The sequence below is a fragment of the Saccharibacillus sp. O23 genome (assembly GCF_002205895.1).
Taxonomy (GTDB): domain Bacteria; phylum Bacillota; class Bacilli; order Paenibacillales; family Paenibacillaceae; genus Saccharibacillus.
Map to the genome: position 1 here is coordinate 223,695 of NZ_NJDE01000025.1, position 15,368 is coordinate 239,062.

Genomic DNA, 15,368 nt, shown 5'->3' on the forward strand with positions numbered 1-15,368 from the left:
TTAAGTCCGTTTGCGCAGCCCGTACAGCCTACGACAAAAACCGTTCCTTTTCTCCGCGCAGGCGGGGATAAGAACGGTTTTTTCATGACCCTTTCGGGTCTCGGTCTCGGGTCGCCACGCCCGGCCGGTCAGAACTCGAACAAATCCAACTGCTGCGGTTCGTCTTCGCCGGGAAGCTTCGGCACGTTCTGACCCAGAATCGCCATCAGTTCGCGCGCGTTCTCCGCGGCGTCCCCGCCGGAGTTGTTGTTGAACACGACGAACACGTCTTGCGACTGCTTCTCCAACCGCCGCAGCCGCTCCGCCCATTCTTCCAACTCCTGCGTGTTATAGCGATAGAGATAACGCACTTCCCGCCAATTCGGCTGGTTGGCGGACTGCCAACCGGACTCGTTGCGACCGTGCATCCGCACGATCGTCAGCGACTCGTCGGTCGCTTCCTCGACGATCGGCACGGAACCTATACCGGCCTGCGGTTCGTCGCAGACGCTGTGAATCCAGCGTTCTTCGCGCATGAATTTGAGCGTGCGTTCGCGCATCACCGGCTGGAACCAGCTCTGATTGCGAAATTCCAGCGCGCACGGATATCCTTCCATGCGGGCGCGAATCTCGCGCAGCTTCGCCACGTTCTCGCGCGTGCAGTCGAACCAAGGCGGGAATTGGAACAGCGCGGCTTTGAGTTTGCCCGCCTGCTGCATATTGCCGATCGACAAACGGAACGCTTCGAACATTTCGTCTTCGCTGTCGAAAGGAATTTTGCCGCGCGAATGTCCGGTCATCCCTTGATACGCTTTGACGATAAACGAAAAACCGGCCGGCGTCTCTTCGACCCATTTCTCCATGTTTCGCCTGGATTGGATCGCGTAAAACATGCTGTCCACTTCGACGGTTCCGAACATTTTTCCGTACGTCACCAATTTCTGCTTGGCCGCTTCTTTGGTCGGGTAGATATAATCATGATCGCCCCAGCCGCTCAATCCGATCGTAATCATTGGCCGCGCCTCCTTTCTTTTTTTCTTACCTTCATTACCCTTACCACCTCGGCCGCTTACGCAAACGCCAAAAAGCCTTCGGGCCGAAAGCCGCAGAAGAATCTGCCGCTCCGAACGCGAAGGCTGCCGGTAAAAGCAAAACGGCGATTACTGCGACAAACGCAGCGCCAGCTCGTACATTTCGTGGTCGAACGCCGTTCTGGTGTTGACGACTTTGTCGATGTCCGTCAGCGTCAATTCGCCTTTGATGATGCCGCAGGCTTTGTCGCTCTCGCCTTGAATCAGCGAGCGTACGGCGAAGTCGCCCAGACGGCTGGCGAGATTGCGGTCGAACGGAGTCGGCGTGCCGCCGCGCTGGATATGACCCAGAACGGTCACGCGCGCGTCGATCTGCTTGGAGCGCTGCGACAATTCGCGGGCGATGTCTTCGCCTTTGCCCGCGCCTTCGGCGACCACGATGATACTGTGGCGTTTGCCCATCGCGAAATTGTGCGTCATGCGCTGCGCGACTTCGTCCAGATCGTAAGGAACTTCCGGAACAAGAATCGTTTCCGCGCCCGATGCCAGACCCGCGTGCAGCGCGATATCGCCGCAGTGACGGCCCATGACTTCCACGACCGAAGCGCGTTCGTGCGAAGACATCGTATCGCGCAGTTTGTTGATCGCGTCGACGACCACGCCTACGGCCGTATCGAAGCCGATCGTGTAGTCCGTGAACGAGATATCGTTATCGATGGTGCCCGGCAGGCCCATCGTATTGATGCCGAGCTTGCTCAGCTTGTTCGCGCCGTGGTACGAACCGTCGCCGCCGATGACGACCAAGCCGTCGATGCCGTAATTGCGAAGGATTTCCGCGCCTTTGCGCTGTCCTTCTTCGGTATAGAACTCTTTGGAACGTGCCGATTGCAGCACCGTTCCGCCGCGTTGGATGATATCGCCGACGCTGCGGAGATCCATCGAGAAGATATCGTTATTAAGCAGGCCCTGATAGCCGCGTTGAATGCCGAAGATCTCGATCCCGTGATAGATGGCGCTGCGGACGACGGCGCGAAGCGCGGCGTTCATCCCTTGGGAGTCTCCTCCGCTGGTCAATACTGCGATTTTTTTTACTGCTGACATGTTGCATCCTCCTTGTTAGTGCTGCTTATGTTTGCGGATCCATATACTGTTGACGAAAAAGAACAATCGCGTCAGAGGACTTCTTTTCATCAACCGTTTAGACACGATACGCACGTCTTTCTGCTCGCTGACCTTCGGATCGGACAAGTACAGCGCGAGCAAACCTTCGATTACCATACGGTGGAAAGCGGCATGCGGAAGCCTCGCCACGTCGCGGCGCGCGCCGTTCACGATCTCTTCGACGCGGGCCAACATGGCTTCGCTGCTTTCGTAATAATTGCAGAAATTCAGGTCGCCGCCGATGCGGTCCTCTTCTTGATCGATCAGATAATCGAGCATGATATGGAGTCCGCAGACGTAAGGGAAATAGCTTTCGTAAACGGACTTCGCCGCGTCGGCATCGAAATCCTCCCGGCTCGCGCCGGCGAACAGCATGAACATGCCGAGCGTCGATCCGGTCGCGGCGGCAAATTCGTTCCAATACAAATCGGGCGCAAGATCGGCATGCCGCGCTCTCCAAGACGTCAGCGAAGGTTCCCGCAGTTCGTGCGAGATATGCTTATACACCTGAAGATCGCCGTACAGGCCGACAAGGAGACGCACATAAGGCTGAGCATAGGCGTAACCGGGCAGTTTGCGGATATTCTGCTGGCAGGTCGCGACCAGCGCGTTCAAATATCCTCCGTCTTCCTGCTCGTCGCGGAACCGGTAATAGTTGTCCGGCTGCGCCGACGGATCGATCGCGTCCAGCATCGACTTATGTAAGAGACGAAAATCTTCCGGGTCCAAAGAAGTGCTTCGATCGCACAGATTGTCGAGATAATCGCTGATGGTCTGAAGCGCCACGATCAGCGGAATAAGCACGTCTTTTCGGTCGAAATTGATTGCGGCGTATACCGATCCACCCTGACAGTGGAATTCCTTCGAGGCGATGCTCGCCAATGCTTGGGTCCGCAGCTCGGGGTCGGGAATGGTCTCGGCACGGCTCCGCCACTTCCCCAGTTCTTCCCGAACGCCCGGCAGGACGATCTTGTATACTCCCCTCATCAGGCTGATAGGGTCTTCGGGAACGGTGTGAGCGGTTCTGAGTCGGTTCAAAGCGTACCTCCAAGTGCCAGTCTTAGTACCTTGTCGTCGACAAGGTATCAGGTCTACCCAAATTCTTCTCCATTATAATATGAGGGTTCGTTTTGCACAAATAACCTTCGTCATATTCTTGCTTTTTTTCATCGTTTTTTCTGCAAAAAGCGCTTGGCATTCCGCAATTTCGTCACAGTCTTCGCCGCGGCAGCCGAAAATCTTTCAAATCGGGCAAACTTTCGGTACGTCCGCCGCAACCGTTTTTCGTCATGGTATACTGGAAGGCAAAAGATCCGAAGGAGTATGATCATGTCCGACGTTCCCCTTACTTGGAGGCGGCTGCTGACGTTCTTCGTGCCGCTGGGCTTATCCGCTTCGCTCGTCACCTTGTCTCACGTCATCATCAGCCGAACGCTCGCGACCTCCGCTTCGCCGGAGACGGTCATCGCCAGCTACGCGCTCGCCAGCAGCCTGCTCGCCGTGACCGAACGGCCGTCCACGCTGCTGCGGCAGACCTGTTCGGCGCTCGTCCGCGACAAGCTCTCGTTCCGGGCGCTGACCTTCGTCACTTACGTCTTCCTCGTCTGCGTGCTGCTGATCGGCGGCTTGATCGTCTACACCCCGATCGGCCGCGGGATCTTCGGCACGCTGTTCGGCGTGGATCGGGCGCTTCTGCCGAGCGTGCTCGCCGTCTACGGCGTGCTGATGTTCGTCAGCGTATTCTCCGTCATTCGCAATATTTATCAAGGCATCATCATCACGAACAACCGGACCAAATGGCTGACGATCGGCATGATCATCCGTCTGGCCGGCATGTATCTGTTGTCGCTCTACTTCGTGCATGTCTACGGCGTGAAGAGCGGCATCGTCGGCGCGGTGATCTTCGTGGCCGGCATGGTGATCGAAGCCGGCGTGAGTTTTCTCGAAGGACGGAATATCGCAAGGAAGATGCCGGCCAAAAAAGAAGGGCATCCCGTGGAAACGCGCGGCGACGTATTCCGATTCTACAAACCGCTGCTGTATTCGTCGTTCGTCGCCATGTTCATCGGTCCCGCGCTCAATATCATGCTGGGCAAAACGGACGGCGTGGCGCTGGCGATCTCTTCGTTCGCCGTGGCGGGCAGCCTGATGCAGCTTACGCTGAGTTTCTTCATCTATATTCACCAGATCGTGCTCAACTATTACAAGGTCGATCCGCTGCTCGTTCGGCGTTTCGCGCTGGCGATCGGCTTCATCCCGGCCGCGCTCGTCGCCGTCATCGCGTATACGCCGCTCGGCTACTGGGTATTCGGCCATGTGATGAACGTCGAAGGCCAACTGCTGGAAGAAAGCCTTCGCACGCTGCGCGCCTTCATCCTCTATCCGCTCGTGATGCCGTGGCTCGATTACGGCAACGGACTGATTCTGCTCGGCGGGCAAACGAAGGTCATGCTGCGCTCCCAGCTGGCCAACGCGATCTGCACGATCGGCTGCCTGCTCCTGCTGATCGCGCTCGTTCCGCATTGGAACGGCATGGTAGGCGCGCTGGCGCAGTCGCTGGGCCTGCTCGCCGAAGCGACGATCATCTTCCTCGTCGTACGCCGCATGGGCCGCGAACCGAAGCTGAACCGTCCGGCCGCGTGAGGAGGCTTGGCCTCCCTCCTCTGCCCGGTCCGCGAAAAACATGCAAAAAGGCACAGCTCCCGTAAAGGAACTGTGCCTGGGGTTTGCTATGTCATCAAATGTGGTAAGAAATAAATTCTTACAGTTTGATTACGTTAGCTGCTTGTGGTCCACGGTTTCCGTCAGTGATTTCGAATTCTACTTCTTGACCTTCGTCAAGAGTTTTGAATCCGTCGCCTTGGATTGCCGAGAAGTGAACGAAGACGTCTTCTCCGCCTTCTACGGACAAGAAACCATAACCTTTTTCTGCGTTAAACCATTTAACTGTACCTTTCAAATGAACAACCTCCTAAAAATATCACCATCTATGGTGAATAACGTTATTATACTGCAAGAAAAATCCTTTGGCAATTGAAAACTTCAAAGCCGTGCGGACATTGCTTTTGCCGGCAGCTCTAGGGTATGATTTTAGATAAGAAACGATGTGAAACGAGGAATGGTTGATCATGATGAAAAAGCACCAGATCTACAAACGGGATAATTGGAACATGATGACGGTCGAGGTTCAAGGCCGGCAGCTCGTGCTGCGCGAAATTTCCGACCAATGGGGCGAAGAAACGCACCATTTCATCAGCCGTCCGGAAATGATGGAATGGGCGAAGAACCGTTTCGACAAAGAGAAATTCGACGGCACCGACGAGGAATGGCAAACCATCATGGCCGCGCTCAAGGAAGTGTGACCGGCGATGAATACCACCAATCTGGCCGTTCTGGTCGTATCGACGCTGCTGCTGGGCGGCGTCCTCATTTTTTATCGGGAGAGCCTTACGCCCAAGCTGAGACGGATTCTGGCTACCGCCGCCGCCGTCATGCTTCTGCTCACGTTTGTCCTGTTGGTCTATACGCTGTTCACCATCGGGTCCTGAACCTTCTTCGGCGATCATCCGTTGACGGCCAAGCCGAATAACCCTGAGGAGGTTTCCGAACATGAGTACATTGCCTACAACCCTGCCTAAACGAAGCGAAGTGGCCGCCGAACATCAATGGAAGCTGAGCGACCTGTTCGCCGATCAAGCATCCTGGGACGCGACCTACGCCGAAACCAAAGAACAACTCAAGAAATTCGAGGACTTCCGCGGCAAGCTGAGCGACGCGCAAACGATCGGCGAGTGCTTCCGCTTCGAAGACGAAGTCTCGCTGAAGCTCGAACAGCTCTACGTCTATACGCATCTGTATCACGACCAAGACACGGCGAACCCGACCTACCAAGCGTTGACGCAAAAAGGCCGCAAGCTGCTGGTCGACGCCGGCGAAGCGCTCTCCTTTATCACGCCGGAGATTCTGTCGCTCGACGACGCGAAGCTGGACGAACTGATCGGAGACGAATCGCTTAAGGAATACCGCTTCACCCTTCAAGAGATGAAACGGGAGAAAGCGCATGTGTTGACGCAGGCGGAAGAAGCGCTGCTGGCTCAAGTCGGCAATCTGTCGCAGGCGCCGCAGAACATTTTCGGCATGCTCAACAATGCGGATCTGAAATTCCCGAACATCAAAGACGAAAACGGTGTCGAGGTCGAACTGACGCACGGCAGCTATATTCAATTCTTGGAGAGCCCGAATGCGGAAGTCCGCCGCCAAGCGTTCCAAGCCGTATACGGCACGTACGCCAAGCTCAAGAACACGATCGGCGCGTCGCTGACGGCCAACGTGAACAAAAACATTTTCTACTCCCGCGTGCGGAAATATCCGTCCGTGCTGGAAATGAAACTCTACGGCGATAACGTTCCGGTATCCGTCTACGACAACCTCGTCGACGCGATCCACGAGAGCCTGCCGATTCTCCACCGCTACATGCGCCTGCGCAAGAAGCTGATGGGCGTGGACGAACTGCATATGTACGACCTGTTCGCTCCGCTGGTGGAAGAGTTCAAGATGGACATCACGTACGACGAAGCGAAGCAAACGGTGATCGACGGTCTGCAGCCGCTCGGCGAAGATTACCTGACCGTGCTGAAGAACAGCTTCGAAGAAGGCTGGATCGACATTTACGAAAACGAAGGCAAGCGGACCGGAGCTTATTCTTCCGGCGCTTACGGCGTTCACCCGTACGTCCTGCTCAACCACAAAGACAACCTGAACAGCATGTTCACGTTGGCGCACGAGATGGGCCACGCGCTGCATTCGTATTATTCCGATACCAATCAGAGCTACCGCAGCGCCCAATACACGATCTTCTTGGCCGAAGTGGCTTCGACGACCAACGAAGCGCTGCTGATGGATTATCTGCTCAAGAAAGCGACCGATCCGAAAGAAAAAATGTATCTGCTCACGTATTACGCGGATCAATTCCGGACGACGGTCTTCCGTCAGACGATGTTCGCGGAATTCGAGAAGATCATTCACGCGCGCACGGAAGCCGGCGAATCGCTTACGCCTCAAGATCTGTCGAGCATCTATTACGACCTGAACGTGAAATACCACGGTCCGGACATGGTGGTCGATCAAGACATCGAGATGGAATGGGCGCGCATCCCGCACTTCTATAACAGCTTCTACGTCTACAAATACGCGACCGGCTTCTCCGCCGCGACGAGCTTCTCCAAGCAGATCCTCGACGAAGGCGCGCCGGCGGTCGAACGCTATCTCGGCTTCCTGAAGAGCGGCGGCAGCGACTATTCGATCAACATTCTGCAAAAAGCCGGCGTCGACATGTCTTCCCCGGAACCGGTACGCGAAGCGATGAGCGTATTCGAAGCTTTGATCGAGCAAATGGAACAGCTCTCCGAATAAGGGCGAAGCTTCCTGCGTCAAAACTCCCCCTAGCGGCTAATGATGCTCAGAAGCAACAAGGCGAAAGGGGTTGTCCTTATTCATGAAAGCACAATGGTCTCTGATTCTCATGTTACTCTTCGCGGTGATTATCGCGATCTTCGCGGTCATCAACGTGAATCCGGTGGAAGTCAATTTCCTGTTCGGTTACGCGGACGTTCCGTTGATCCTGCTCATTCTCGGCAGCGCTTTGTTCGGCGGGCTCGCGGTCGGCATGTTCGGCATCTATCGCCTTTTCCGTACGCAGCGCGAGCTGAAGAAGCTGCGTCTGGAGCACGAGAAGCTGCGCGGCCAATCGACGGTAGCGGCAACGCCTTCCGTCTCCTCGACGATGACGCCTCCGGCTTACGACGAGCCGACGGTATCGGCCGATCCGACGCCGCTGGAGCCGATCTCGGACGATCTGGACCGCGCGCGCGATTCGCGTTCGTTCCGGATCGATAAGTAATCGGATTTCCTTTTTATCGAATTAGCGTTTTGCCGAGTTTCATACGTTCGCGAAGAAACAGCCGCCTTGTTTCGGGCGCATGCGCAGCTCACCGGCCGCGATGCGCTCGAAGCAAGCGGTTTTCTTCTTGAGCGTCCCTTTTATTCTATATTCATGGAGGTTTCTGATCATGACCGTACATATCGACGAAGATTACGTAGTGACCCTGCTCAAAAAACTGCTCGACACCCCGAGCCCGACCGGCTATACGCATCACATTATCGACATGATCCGCGAAGAAGCGGAGAAGCTCGGATTCCCCGTGACGTTTAACGAAAAAGGCGGCGCGATCATCAGCATGGAAGGCGAAAACGATTCCTATACGGTCGGCCTGAGCGGCCACGTGGACACGCTGGGCGCGATGGTCCGTTCGATCACCCCGCACGGCACGCTCAAACTCACGTCGCTCGGCGGCTTCGCCATGTCCAGCATCGAAAACGAATACTGCATCATTCATACCCGCGGCGGCAAAACGTATACCGGCACGATCTTGACCCAGCACCCTTCCGTCCATGTCTACGCCGACGCGCGCGATTTCAAACGTTCGGAAGAACATATGGAAGTGCGGATCGACGAGCTGGTCTCTTCCCGCGAAGAAGTCGAAGCGCTGGGTATCCGCACCGGCGATTATATCTCGTTCGACGCCCGCGCCGTAGTCACCGAGAGCGGTTATATCAAGTCGCGCCACCTCGACGACAAAGCCAGCGTAGCGGCGCTGTTCGGCCTGCTGGAATCGGCCAAACGCGAAGGATGGAAACCGAAACAGAACGTCAAGATCCTGATCTCCAACTATGAAGAAGTCGGCCACGGCACCGCTTATATTCCGGGCGATATCGCCGAACTGATCGCGGTGGACATGGGCTGCATGGGCGACGATCTGAACTGCAAAGAGACCGACGTCTCGATCTGCGCCAAAGACTCTTCCGGCCCTTACGATTACCAGATGACCGGCAAACTGATCGAGCTGTGCGAAGCGGAAAAGATCGAACATGTCGTGGATATCTATCCGTTCTACGGCTCCGACGCCTCGGCCGCGCTGCGCGGCGGCAGCAATATCCGCGCCGCTCTGATCGGTCCCGGCGTGCATGCTTCGCACTCGATGGAACGCACGCATACCCGCGCCGTGATCGGTACGGCCCGCCTGTTGTGCGCTTATGTCCGAGCCTAAAAACGACAGCGGCAGCGAACGGCCGGATCTCGGCGAATCCCGGAAGTCCGGCGTTGATCCGGATCAAACGAGACGTCGAAGAACGCGCCTACGGCTGACGATCGGACTGGCCGTGCTGCTCGTCGCGGCCTGCATCGCCGCCGTCTGGCTGCTCCTCTCCCCGCCCAAGCAGACCGAAGTCTTCGACAGACTGCCAAAACGTTATGAATATCTGGAGGTCAAGCAGCCGCAGCAGCCGGAACTGTATATGTTGGTCGCGTCTCCGGAAGACATCCGCCTGCGGGCCGATCGCCTTCCGCTGCGGCAGATTCCGGCTTACGGGATCAACGGCGGATTTTTCTACGGGAACGACCTGCTGTCGATCGCGGTCATGAACGACAAGCCGGTCAACGGCGAGCGCGGCGCTTACGGCTCCGGGTGGTTCAACGCCAAATACGCGCGCGGCACGCTGGTCTGGGACGGTACTGACCGCAAATTCTCGGTGCAGGTCGTCTCGTCCGCCGACGAGATTCGGGTCGAAGATCGCGGCCGTTACTGGGCGCAAGGCGGCGTCAGTCTAAACTTGTCGGACGAAGCGGCCTGGAGAACGTCGATCGTCGAGCAGCATCTTCCGTTCGCCGACGAGCTGCGGATGCGTTCCGCGCTCGTCTACAACGACGAAGGCAGGCTCTGGCTGATCGTATCGCCGACGTTGGTCACCGCCGCCGACTTCCGTGCCGCGCTGCTGGAATCCGTTCCCGGTTCGGGACGCGAAGGCATCTTCCTCGACGGAGACGGATCGTCGCAGATGAATGCCGAAGAACGGGTGCTCACCGGCGACGAGCGCATGGTCGTGCAGATGATCTCGGTAGCGGGCGATTCGCGCGAATGATCTTTATCCAAACCAAAGAACCTTCATCCTGCGGGAAGCAGCGACGAAGGTTCTTTTTTCATCGGCAAAAAATAAAGCGGTCATAAGCGTTCCACACGTGCGTATCGTCGGCTACATACCCTCTCAGCCATAAAACGCCGTCGATGTTCCGAAGATAAAATCCTTTCGGAATTTCGTGATCTTCCGTCAGCGGCGCGGAAACGATCGTGATCGAACCGTCCGGCGCTTGATGCGTTTTGTTCGCGCTGCTTGAACGTCCTTCCGGTTGGTCCTGCATTTGCAGACGCATATGCGGCCCGAGTTCCAGAGGACAGAGCCGAAGGTCGCGTTCGAACGCCGCAGCTTGAATCTGAGGCATCGTCGCTCCTTCCGGGAATCCCAGATCGGCCGGGCACAACTCGACGGTCGTCAGACGGCTTGCCGTTTCGTCAGTCGTAAACCGATCGTCGGCGAACAGCAGGTCGGCGTATCGGTTCAGCTCGATCGAGTCGGCTTGAAGCTTCTCCAGAAGCTCCGATTTGGTCAGGCCGCCGATCTGTACGATACGGGTCGCGGCTTCATCGATATTCATGTTGTTCTTCGCCTCCGTTTCTTTCTCATCTCTTCTTTGTCTCTTCCGTATCGCGTTCCTCTGTATGCGATCGATTCGGCAGTACGGGTTCACCATTGCAAAATAAAGTCGATCTCCCGGTGCACGGGATCGGGCTCGCCCAGATCCCGGAATCCCAGTCCTCGATACAGTTTAATCGCGTTCGTATTGTCTTCGTAACACGATACGACGATCTCGCGGTAATCCGTGTTTTGCCGTACCCACTCGATTACGCTTCGGATCGCGGCTTTGCCGTACCCCCGAGCCTGATACCGCCGATCGATCAAGAACTGCCACAGCAGCACATTACGAAATTCCTTGTTACGCCGCAGCATGACGAAACCTACCATCTGCTCGTCTGCGTAGATCGCGAACGGAACCGCCGTTTCTTGATGGACATACGCTAATGCCAACGATTCGGCCGCCGAGCGGACCCACCGCTGTTGATCTTCTCCAACTTGCAGCGCCAGACATTCTTTGATGTTTTCCGCACCGATCTTTTTCAAATGAATCATGATCCAGCCTTCTTTCGATTGAATAACAGCCTTGTAAGGCAAATGTAAGACAAATCGATGGTACGCGGCCGGCTTGCCGGATAAGATCGAGACTGAGATCAAGATCCCTCGACAAACGCTTTTTTTCGCAAAGGAGAATCTGTATGAGAGTGTTTGAACTGCTGCTGTTGGCTTCGAATATCGGTTGGCTGGTCGTGATGCTGATAAGCAAAAAAGGGCGGCGCAGCATCCCCGCACTCTCGGTCGGCGGAATCGCCGCGCTGCTGCTCGTGTTGCATCTGACTCTGGAAGGTTATCGCATTCAGCTCTTGCCGCTCTACGCGACGACGATCGGAGCGTCGGCCGTTTCGCTCTATCTTCGCGTCCGATCAGAAAGCCGCCGGAAGTTTCCGCGCTTCGCAGCCGGCTCCGCTTATACCGCTATGACGCTGATGCTGCTCGCGACGGCGGTTATGCTGTATGTCTTTCCGGTGTTCCGGCTTCCCGAGCCGAGCGGCCGATTCCAAGTCGGCACGCAGGCTTTCCATTGGATCGACGAAGACCGGGAAGAATCGTTCGCCCGGACGCCAAAAAGCAAACGGGAACTCATGGTCCAAGTCTGGTATCCCGCGCAAGCCGATTCCCGCAAACATGCTCCCTTTATTCCCACTACCCGAATTCTACGGCCTATGGCGGCCAATTACGGTCTTCCCGGGTTTACGTTCGAATATCTGCGGTATGTAACGAGCCATTCTCGGACCCAAGCTCCCGCCGCGGCGGAACAGCCGGCTTACCCTCTGATTCTGGCGAATCCCGGTTTCGGTTCTTCCCGTTTTCTCCACACGTCGCAGGCGGAAGAGTTGGCGAGCCGCGGATATATCGTCGCCGTGATCGATCATACGTACAACACCTTTGCCACCGAATTCCCCGACGGACGGATCACGACCGACGCGACCTCTGCGCTGTTCTCACCGGATCAGAGCTATGCGGAGTCGAGCGCTGCTCGTGACCGATTGGGACGAGTGCTTACCGAAGATGCGGAGTTCGTGTTGGACCGCTTCGAGCAGATTCAATCCGGACAGATTCCGAGTCTGCTGCAGGGCAAAATCGATCTGGCGCATATCGGCATATTCGGCCATTCGATCGGCGGCGCAACCGCTTACGATACGGCTTACGACGAACGGATCGATGCCGGCATCGACCTCGACGGCGGGCTGTATCGAGTGCATGAACGAGGCGCTCTGCAGAAACCGTTTCTGTTCTTGAACTCGGCGAGCGAAGCCCGGAGACTGCAAAGGATCTTGGAAGATCGGCCTTACACCGATACGGAGCTTACAGAGATGGGTTCGACCCGGGAATGGGAAGAACAAGTCGCGGCAGGCAAAAAAGCCGAACTCGAGCGCATGCGCGAAGCCGTCGATCACGGCGGACAAGCGCTGTATATCGACGGCACGGAACATTTGAATTTTACAGACGCGCAGTTCGTTTCTCCCGTATTCAAGCTGCTCGGCGCAACCGGATCGATCTCGCCGAAGCGAGCCGACGCCGTGATCGACGCGTATATGCTCGACTTTTTCGATACCTATTTGAAAGGTCAAAAAGGCGAGCTGCTGCGTGGCACGGACTCCCGTTTTCCGGAAGTTAGATTCTTGTTCGAGGCGCCGGATTCACGAGAGACGACCGACTAACAGGGAGCAGCGAAGAAGAACCGTATCCGGTCCTTTTTTGCCGCCGTGACCCGTCCGAGAAAGATGTTTACTCCGGCTGATCGGGATCGTAGCGCATTACCCAATATTCCGCTCCCGGTTCGCCCTGCTCGACGACGGGTTTCCAACCTCTTTTTTGATAAAAAGCTAATGCTTTATGATTCTCCGACACGCATTTCAACGTTACCGGCGCGCCCAATTCTTCGACCGATTGCTTGAGCAAGCGATCGCCCGCGCCTTTGCCTGCCGCGTCCGGATGCACGAAAAGATTATGGATGAACCGATCCGGTACGTAGAGCGAAGCGAAGCCCAGAATCCGGGAATCTTCCTCCGCTATCAGAATCCGCTCCTCGGCCGTATGCCGGTCGAAATCGTCAAGAGTCATCAGACTCCCGTCCTCCCAATGAAAACTGTGACGACGCGAATCCAGATAAATTTTTCTCAACTGCGGGTAATCGGCTGTAGTGGCTTCACGAACGAACATCCGATTCCTCCTTTCGGGTATTGAACTTGTACTTTTTTATTATAAACCCTAACCGTTCCCGAATGAATGGGGTTAAACTATTTTCGACATTAACATGCAAACACAAACCTATAGGAAGAGGTGTTGGGCCAATGGCGTTAACCTCCGTATTCACGAGCCTCAATCTGCCCGTCGCAAACGTCGCGCAATCGAAAGTTTTTTTCACCGGACTCGGATTCGCGCTTAACCCGCAGTTCCCCGACAACGATACTTCGGCAGCCGTCATGCTCGGCGATCATCTGCAAGCGATGCTGATCGATCGAACGTTCTTCAATACGCTGACGGACAAAGACACCGTCGATACGAGCAAGTATGCCCAGATGACGATCGCGCTGGCTTTCGACAGCCGCGAACAAGTGGATCACATCGTGAATACGGCGGTATCGCTCGGCGGAAAATTGCATGCGGAACCCGAAGAACACGAGTCGATGTATCATTGGGGATTCGTGGATCTCGACGGGCATCTGTGGGCGATCAACTGTATGGACATGAAGAATACGACGCAAGCTTAAGATCAACGACGGATCGTATCTGAATTCGAAAAAGAAGACGCCCGGAATGTTCCGCGGCGTCTTTTTGTCGACGTTCAGTTCTGTTCGGTATACGCTTTGAAATGGTTCAAGATGGCCTGCCAGCCCGCCTGCTGCATCTCGACAGGATTTGCGGTCTCCGCATCGAACGTCTGAACGACCTTCGTCGTACCTCCTTGATCCGCGAACGCGATATCGACTCTTCTTCCGTCTCCGATCGTATAACCGATCTGCTCATGCTCCTTCACGACATCGTAAACGCCGCCGAAATCAAACCCCATGCTGCCGTCTTTCGCTTCCATGCGGGTCAGAAAAGTGCCGCCGACGCGCAGATCGTTCTCGGCTCTCGGCGCATGCCAATCTTCGGACGCTTGATTCCACTTCGTGATATGTTCCGGTTCGGTCCAATAACGCCATACTTTCTCGATGGGAGCTTCGATAACGGCCTGCACGGTGACTTTCGTCGGTTCGCTGATTTCCATTTCGATTGGACACCTCGCTTGATGATTGGGATTGGAGGATCGATGGTTCAAAACGGATCGAAAAAGGTCATATGCTTCTTGTCCGCTCGATAATATTCTAAACGATCTGCCAAGGTTCCGGTATGAAATTCGAATTTATGTCCGTTGGGATCGGTGAAATAAATAGACTGTCGATCCTCTTCGGCTCTTGCCCGGCCTTCCAAGATGTTGACGTTCAGTCGAACCAATCGCTCGTAAGCTTGGTCGAATTCTTCTGGCTTAATCGTAAACGCGATATGCGTATAAGATTGATGGATCTCGTTTCGAGGAATATCCTCTTCTTCGTTCAGCGCGATCCACGTGCCGGCCAGATCGAAATAAGCCAGTTTTCTTCCTTTGACCAATATCTCGGCACCGAATACGTTCCGATAGAACTCGATCGACGTATTCAAATCCGAGACCGAAAAACACATATGATTCAGTCCTTGGATCTGCATAGGGTTGCTCCTTGCTTGGAGGATTTGGGATTATTGCGTTGGGGGCTTATGCGTCTGCCAATCTTATTCGGATACCGAGCGCGCCCCACTTACGTTCTTGTTCAGGCGTATAGATCTCATAGGTGCCTTCGATCATCTCGGCCGTCGACCATCCTTCGCAGTCCATCTCTTCGAAAGGGACGGCACGATATAAGTCTTCGAATGTTCCGTGTGGGTACAACGCTTCTACGATCACAGTCACTTTACGCTGCCGATCCGGCAGACATTCGAACTGAATCGTATCGCCTACGCTGATCATTCTTCGCTTCTCGTCGTTCAGACGAACTTCGACAGATTTGCGTCCCGAGCAGGTCGAATCGAAATACTCGGGGTATAAAGTCATGATATGGTTCATGGGATATGCTCCGGGTCCGAATATTT

General features: G+C 55.5%; 19 protein-coding genes. 9 read left to right on the plus strand and 10 right to left on the minus strand.

What is annotated here, in order from left to right:
• Positions 1-128: 128 nt before the first annotated feature.
• The 3 genes from CDO73_RS23705 to CDO73_RS23715 all read right to left on the minus strand — a co-directional run bounded on the left by CDO73_RS23705 (position 129) and on the right by CDO73_RS23715 (position 3,209).
• Positions 129-992 (minus strand): DUF72 domain-containing protein, encoded by an 864-nt coding sequence (locus CDO73_RS23705; RefSeq protein ID WP_088490988.1) that lies wholly within the window; start codon positions 990-992, stop codon positions 129-131.
• 147 nt (positions 993-1,139) lie between these two features.
• Positions 1,140-2,111: a 6-phosphofructokinase gene (gene pfkA, locus CDO73_RS23710; protein WP_087800685.1), complete on the minus strand. Its 972-nt coding sequence runs from the start codon at positions 2,109-2,111 to the stop codon at positions 1,140-1,142.
• Positions 2,112-2,126: 15 nt separating this feature from the next.
• Positions 2,127-3,209, minus strand: coding sequence for a tetraprenyl-beta-curcumene synthase family protein (locus tag CDO73_RS23715; RefSeq protein ID WP_373447013.1), 1,083 nt, complete (start codon positions 3,207-3,209; stop codon positions 2,127-2,129).
• A 291-nt stretch (positions 3,210-3,500) separates the two neighbouring features.
• Here CDO73_RS23715 and CDO73_RS23720 point away from each other — a divergent pair, with 291 nt between their 5' ends.
• Entirely contained in the window at positions 3,501-4,814 is a 1,314-nt protein-coding gene (locus CDO73_RS23720) for a multi antimicrobial extrusion protein MatE (RefSeq protein ID WP_088490989.1), read from the plus strand.
• 118 nt (positions 4,815-4,932) lie between these two features.
• On the opposite strand, the gene CDO73_RS23725 is transcribed toward CDO73_RS23720, so the two are convergent.
• Positions 4,933-5,130: a cold shock domain-containing protein gene (locus tag CDO73_RS23725; RefSeq protein ID WP_018975236.1), complete on the minus strand. Its 198-nt coding sequence runs from the start codon at positions 5,128-5,130 to the stop codon at positions 4,933-4,935.
• A gap of 169 nt (positions 5,131-5,299) precedes the next feature.
• Here CDO73_RS23725 and CDO73_RS23730 point away from each other — a divergent pair, with 169 nt between their 5' ends.
• The 6 genes from CDO73_RS23730 (at position 5,300) to CDO73_RS23755 (ending at position 10,148) form a co-directional block, all read left to right on the plus strand.
• Positions 5,300-5,533 carry a hypothetical protein gene (locus CDO73_RS23730; protein WP_088490990.1) on the plus strand — a complete coding sequence of 78 codons (234 nt, stop codon included), beginning with the start codon at positions 5,300-5,302 and terminating at the stop codon, positions 5,531-5,533.
• A 6-nt stretch (positions 5,534-5,539) separates the two neighbouring features.
• On the plus strand, positions 5,540-5,719 hold the full coding sequence (locus tag CDO73_RS23735) for a hypothetical protein (RefSeq protein WP_088490991.1): 180 nt from the start codon (positions 5,540-5,542) through the stop codon (positions 5,717-5,719).
• A 61-nt stretch (positions 5,720-5,780) separates the two neighbouring features.
• The gene (gene pepF, locus CDO73_RS23740) at positions 5,781-7,583 is read left to right on the plus strand and encodes an oligoendopeptidase F (RefSeq protein ID WP_088490992.1); all 1,803 of its coding nucleotides are present in this window, start codon (positions 5,781-5,783) and stop codon (positions 7,581-7,583) included.
• A gap of 82 nt (positions 7,584-7,665) precedes the next feature.
• Entirely contained in the window at positions 7,666-8,070 is a 405-nt protein-coding gene (locus tag CDO73_RS23745) for a LapA family protein (protein ID WP_088490993.1), read from the plus strand.
• 169 nt (positions 8,071-8,239) lie between these two features.
• Positions 8,240-9,277, plus strand: a complete 1,038-nt coding sequence (locus CDO73_RS23750; RefSeq protein ID WP_088490994.1) for a M42 family metallopeptidase — start codon at positions 8,240-8,242, stop codon at positions 9,275-9,277.
• On the plus strand, positions 9,264-10,148 hold the full coding sequence (locus tag CDO73_RS23755; RefSeq protein ID WP_256972830.1) for a hypothetical protein: 885 nt from the start codon (positions 9,264-9,266) through the stop codon (positions 10,146-10,148). The genes CDO73_RS23750 and CDO73_RS23755 overlap by 14 nt, the downstream gene beginning before the upstream one ends.
• Before the next feature lie 58 nt (positions 10,149-10,206).
• Here CDO73_RS23755 and CDO73_RS23760 read toward each other — a convergent pair whose 3' ends face one another.
• Positions 10,207-10,719, minus strand: a complete 513-nt coding sequence (locus CDO73_RS23760; RefSeq protein WP_088490995.1) for a helicase — start codon at positions 10,717-10,719, stop codon at positions 10,207-10,209.
• Positions 10,720-10,808: 89 nt separating this feature from the next.
• Complete coding sequence (locus CDO73_RS23765) at positions 10,809-11,252, minus strand: GNAT family N-acetyltransferase (protein ID WP_088490996.1); 444 nt, start codon at positions 11,250-11,252, stop codon at positions 10,809-10,811.
• Between the two features lie 143 nt (positions 11,253-11,395).
• Here CDO73_RS23765 and CDO73_RS23770 point away from each other — a divergent pair, with 143 nt between their 5' ends.
• Positions 11,396-12,919 (plus strand): alpha/beta hydrolase family protein, encoded by a 1,524-nt coding sequence (locus CDO73_RS23770; RefSeq protein WP_088490997.1) that lies wholly within the window; start codon positions 11,396-11,398, stop codon positions 12,917-12,919.
• Between the two features lie 67 nt (positions 12,920-12,986).
• Here the strand turns inward: CDO73_RS23770 and CDO73_RS23775 are convergent, their stop codons facing one another.
• Positions 12,987-13,421: a GNAT family N-acetyltransferase gene (locus CDO73_RS23775; RefSeq protein WP_088490998.1), complete on the minus strand. Its 435-nt coding sequence runs from the start codon at positions 13,419-13,421 to the stop codon at positions 12,987-12,989.
• Between the two features lie 131 nt (positions 13,422-13,552).
• On the opposite strand from CDO73_RS23775, the gene CDO73_RS23780 reads away from it, so the two are divergent.
• A complete protein-coding gene (locus CDO73_RS23780) occupies positions 13,553-13,972 on the plus strand; it encodes a VOC family protein (protein WP_088490999.1) in 420 nt (139 codons plus the stop codon).
• 74 nt (positions 13,973-14,046) lie between these two features.
• Here CDO73_RS23780 and CDO73_RS23785 read toward each other — a convergent pair whose 3' ends face one another.
• From CDO73_RS23785 to CDO73_RS23795, 3 genes are read right to left on the minus strand one after another with little or no spacing between them, the layout of a single operon-like run.
• Complete coding sequence (locus CDO73_RS23785) at positions 14,047-14,472, minus strand: SRPBCC family protein (RefSeq protein ID WP_088491000.1); 426 nt, start codon at positions 14,470-14,472, stop codon at positions 14,047-14,049.
• Between the two features lie 47 nt (positions 14,473-14,519).
• On the minus strand, positions 14,520-14,948 hold the full coding sequence (gene fosB / locus CDO73_RS23790; RefSeq protein WP_088491001.1) for a metallothiol transferase FosB: 429 nt from the start codon (positions 14,946-14,948) through the stop codon (positions 14,520-14,522).
• Between the two features lie 46 nt (positions 14,949-14,994).
• Positions 14,995-15,342, minus strand: coding sequence for an ASCH domain-containing protein (locus CDO73_RS23795; RefSeq protein ID WP_088491002.1), 348 nt, complete (start codon positions 15,340-15,342; stop codon positions 14,995-14,997).
• Between the last annotated feature and the right edge of the window lie 26 nt (positions 15,343-15,368).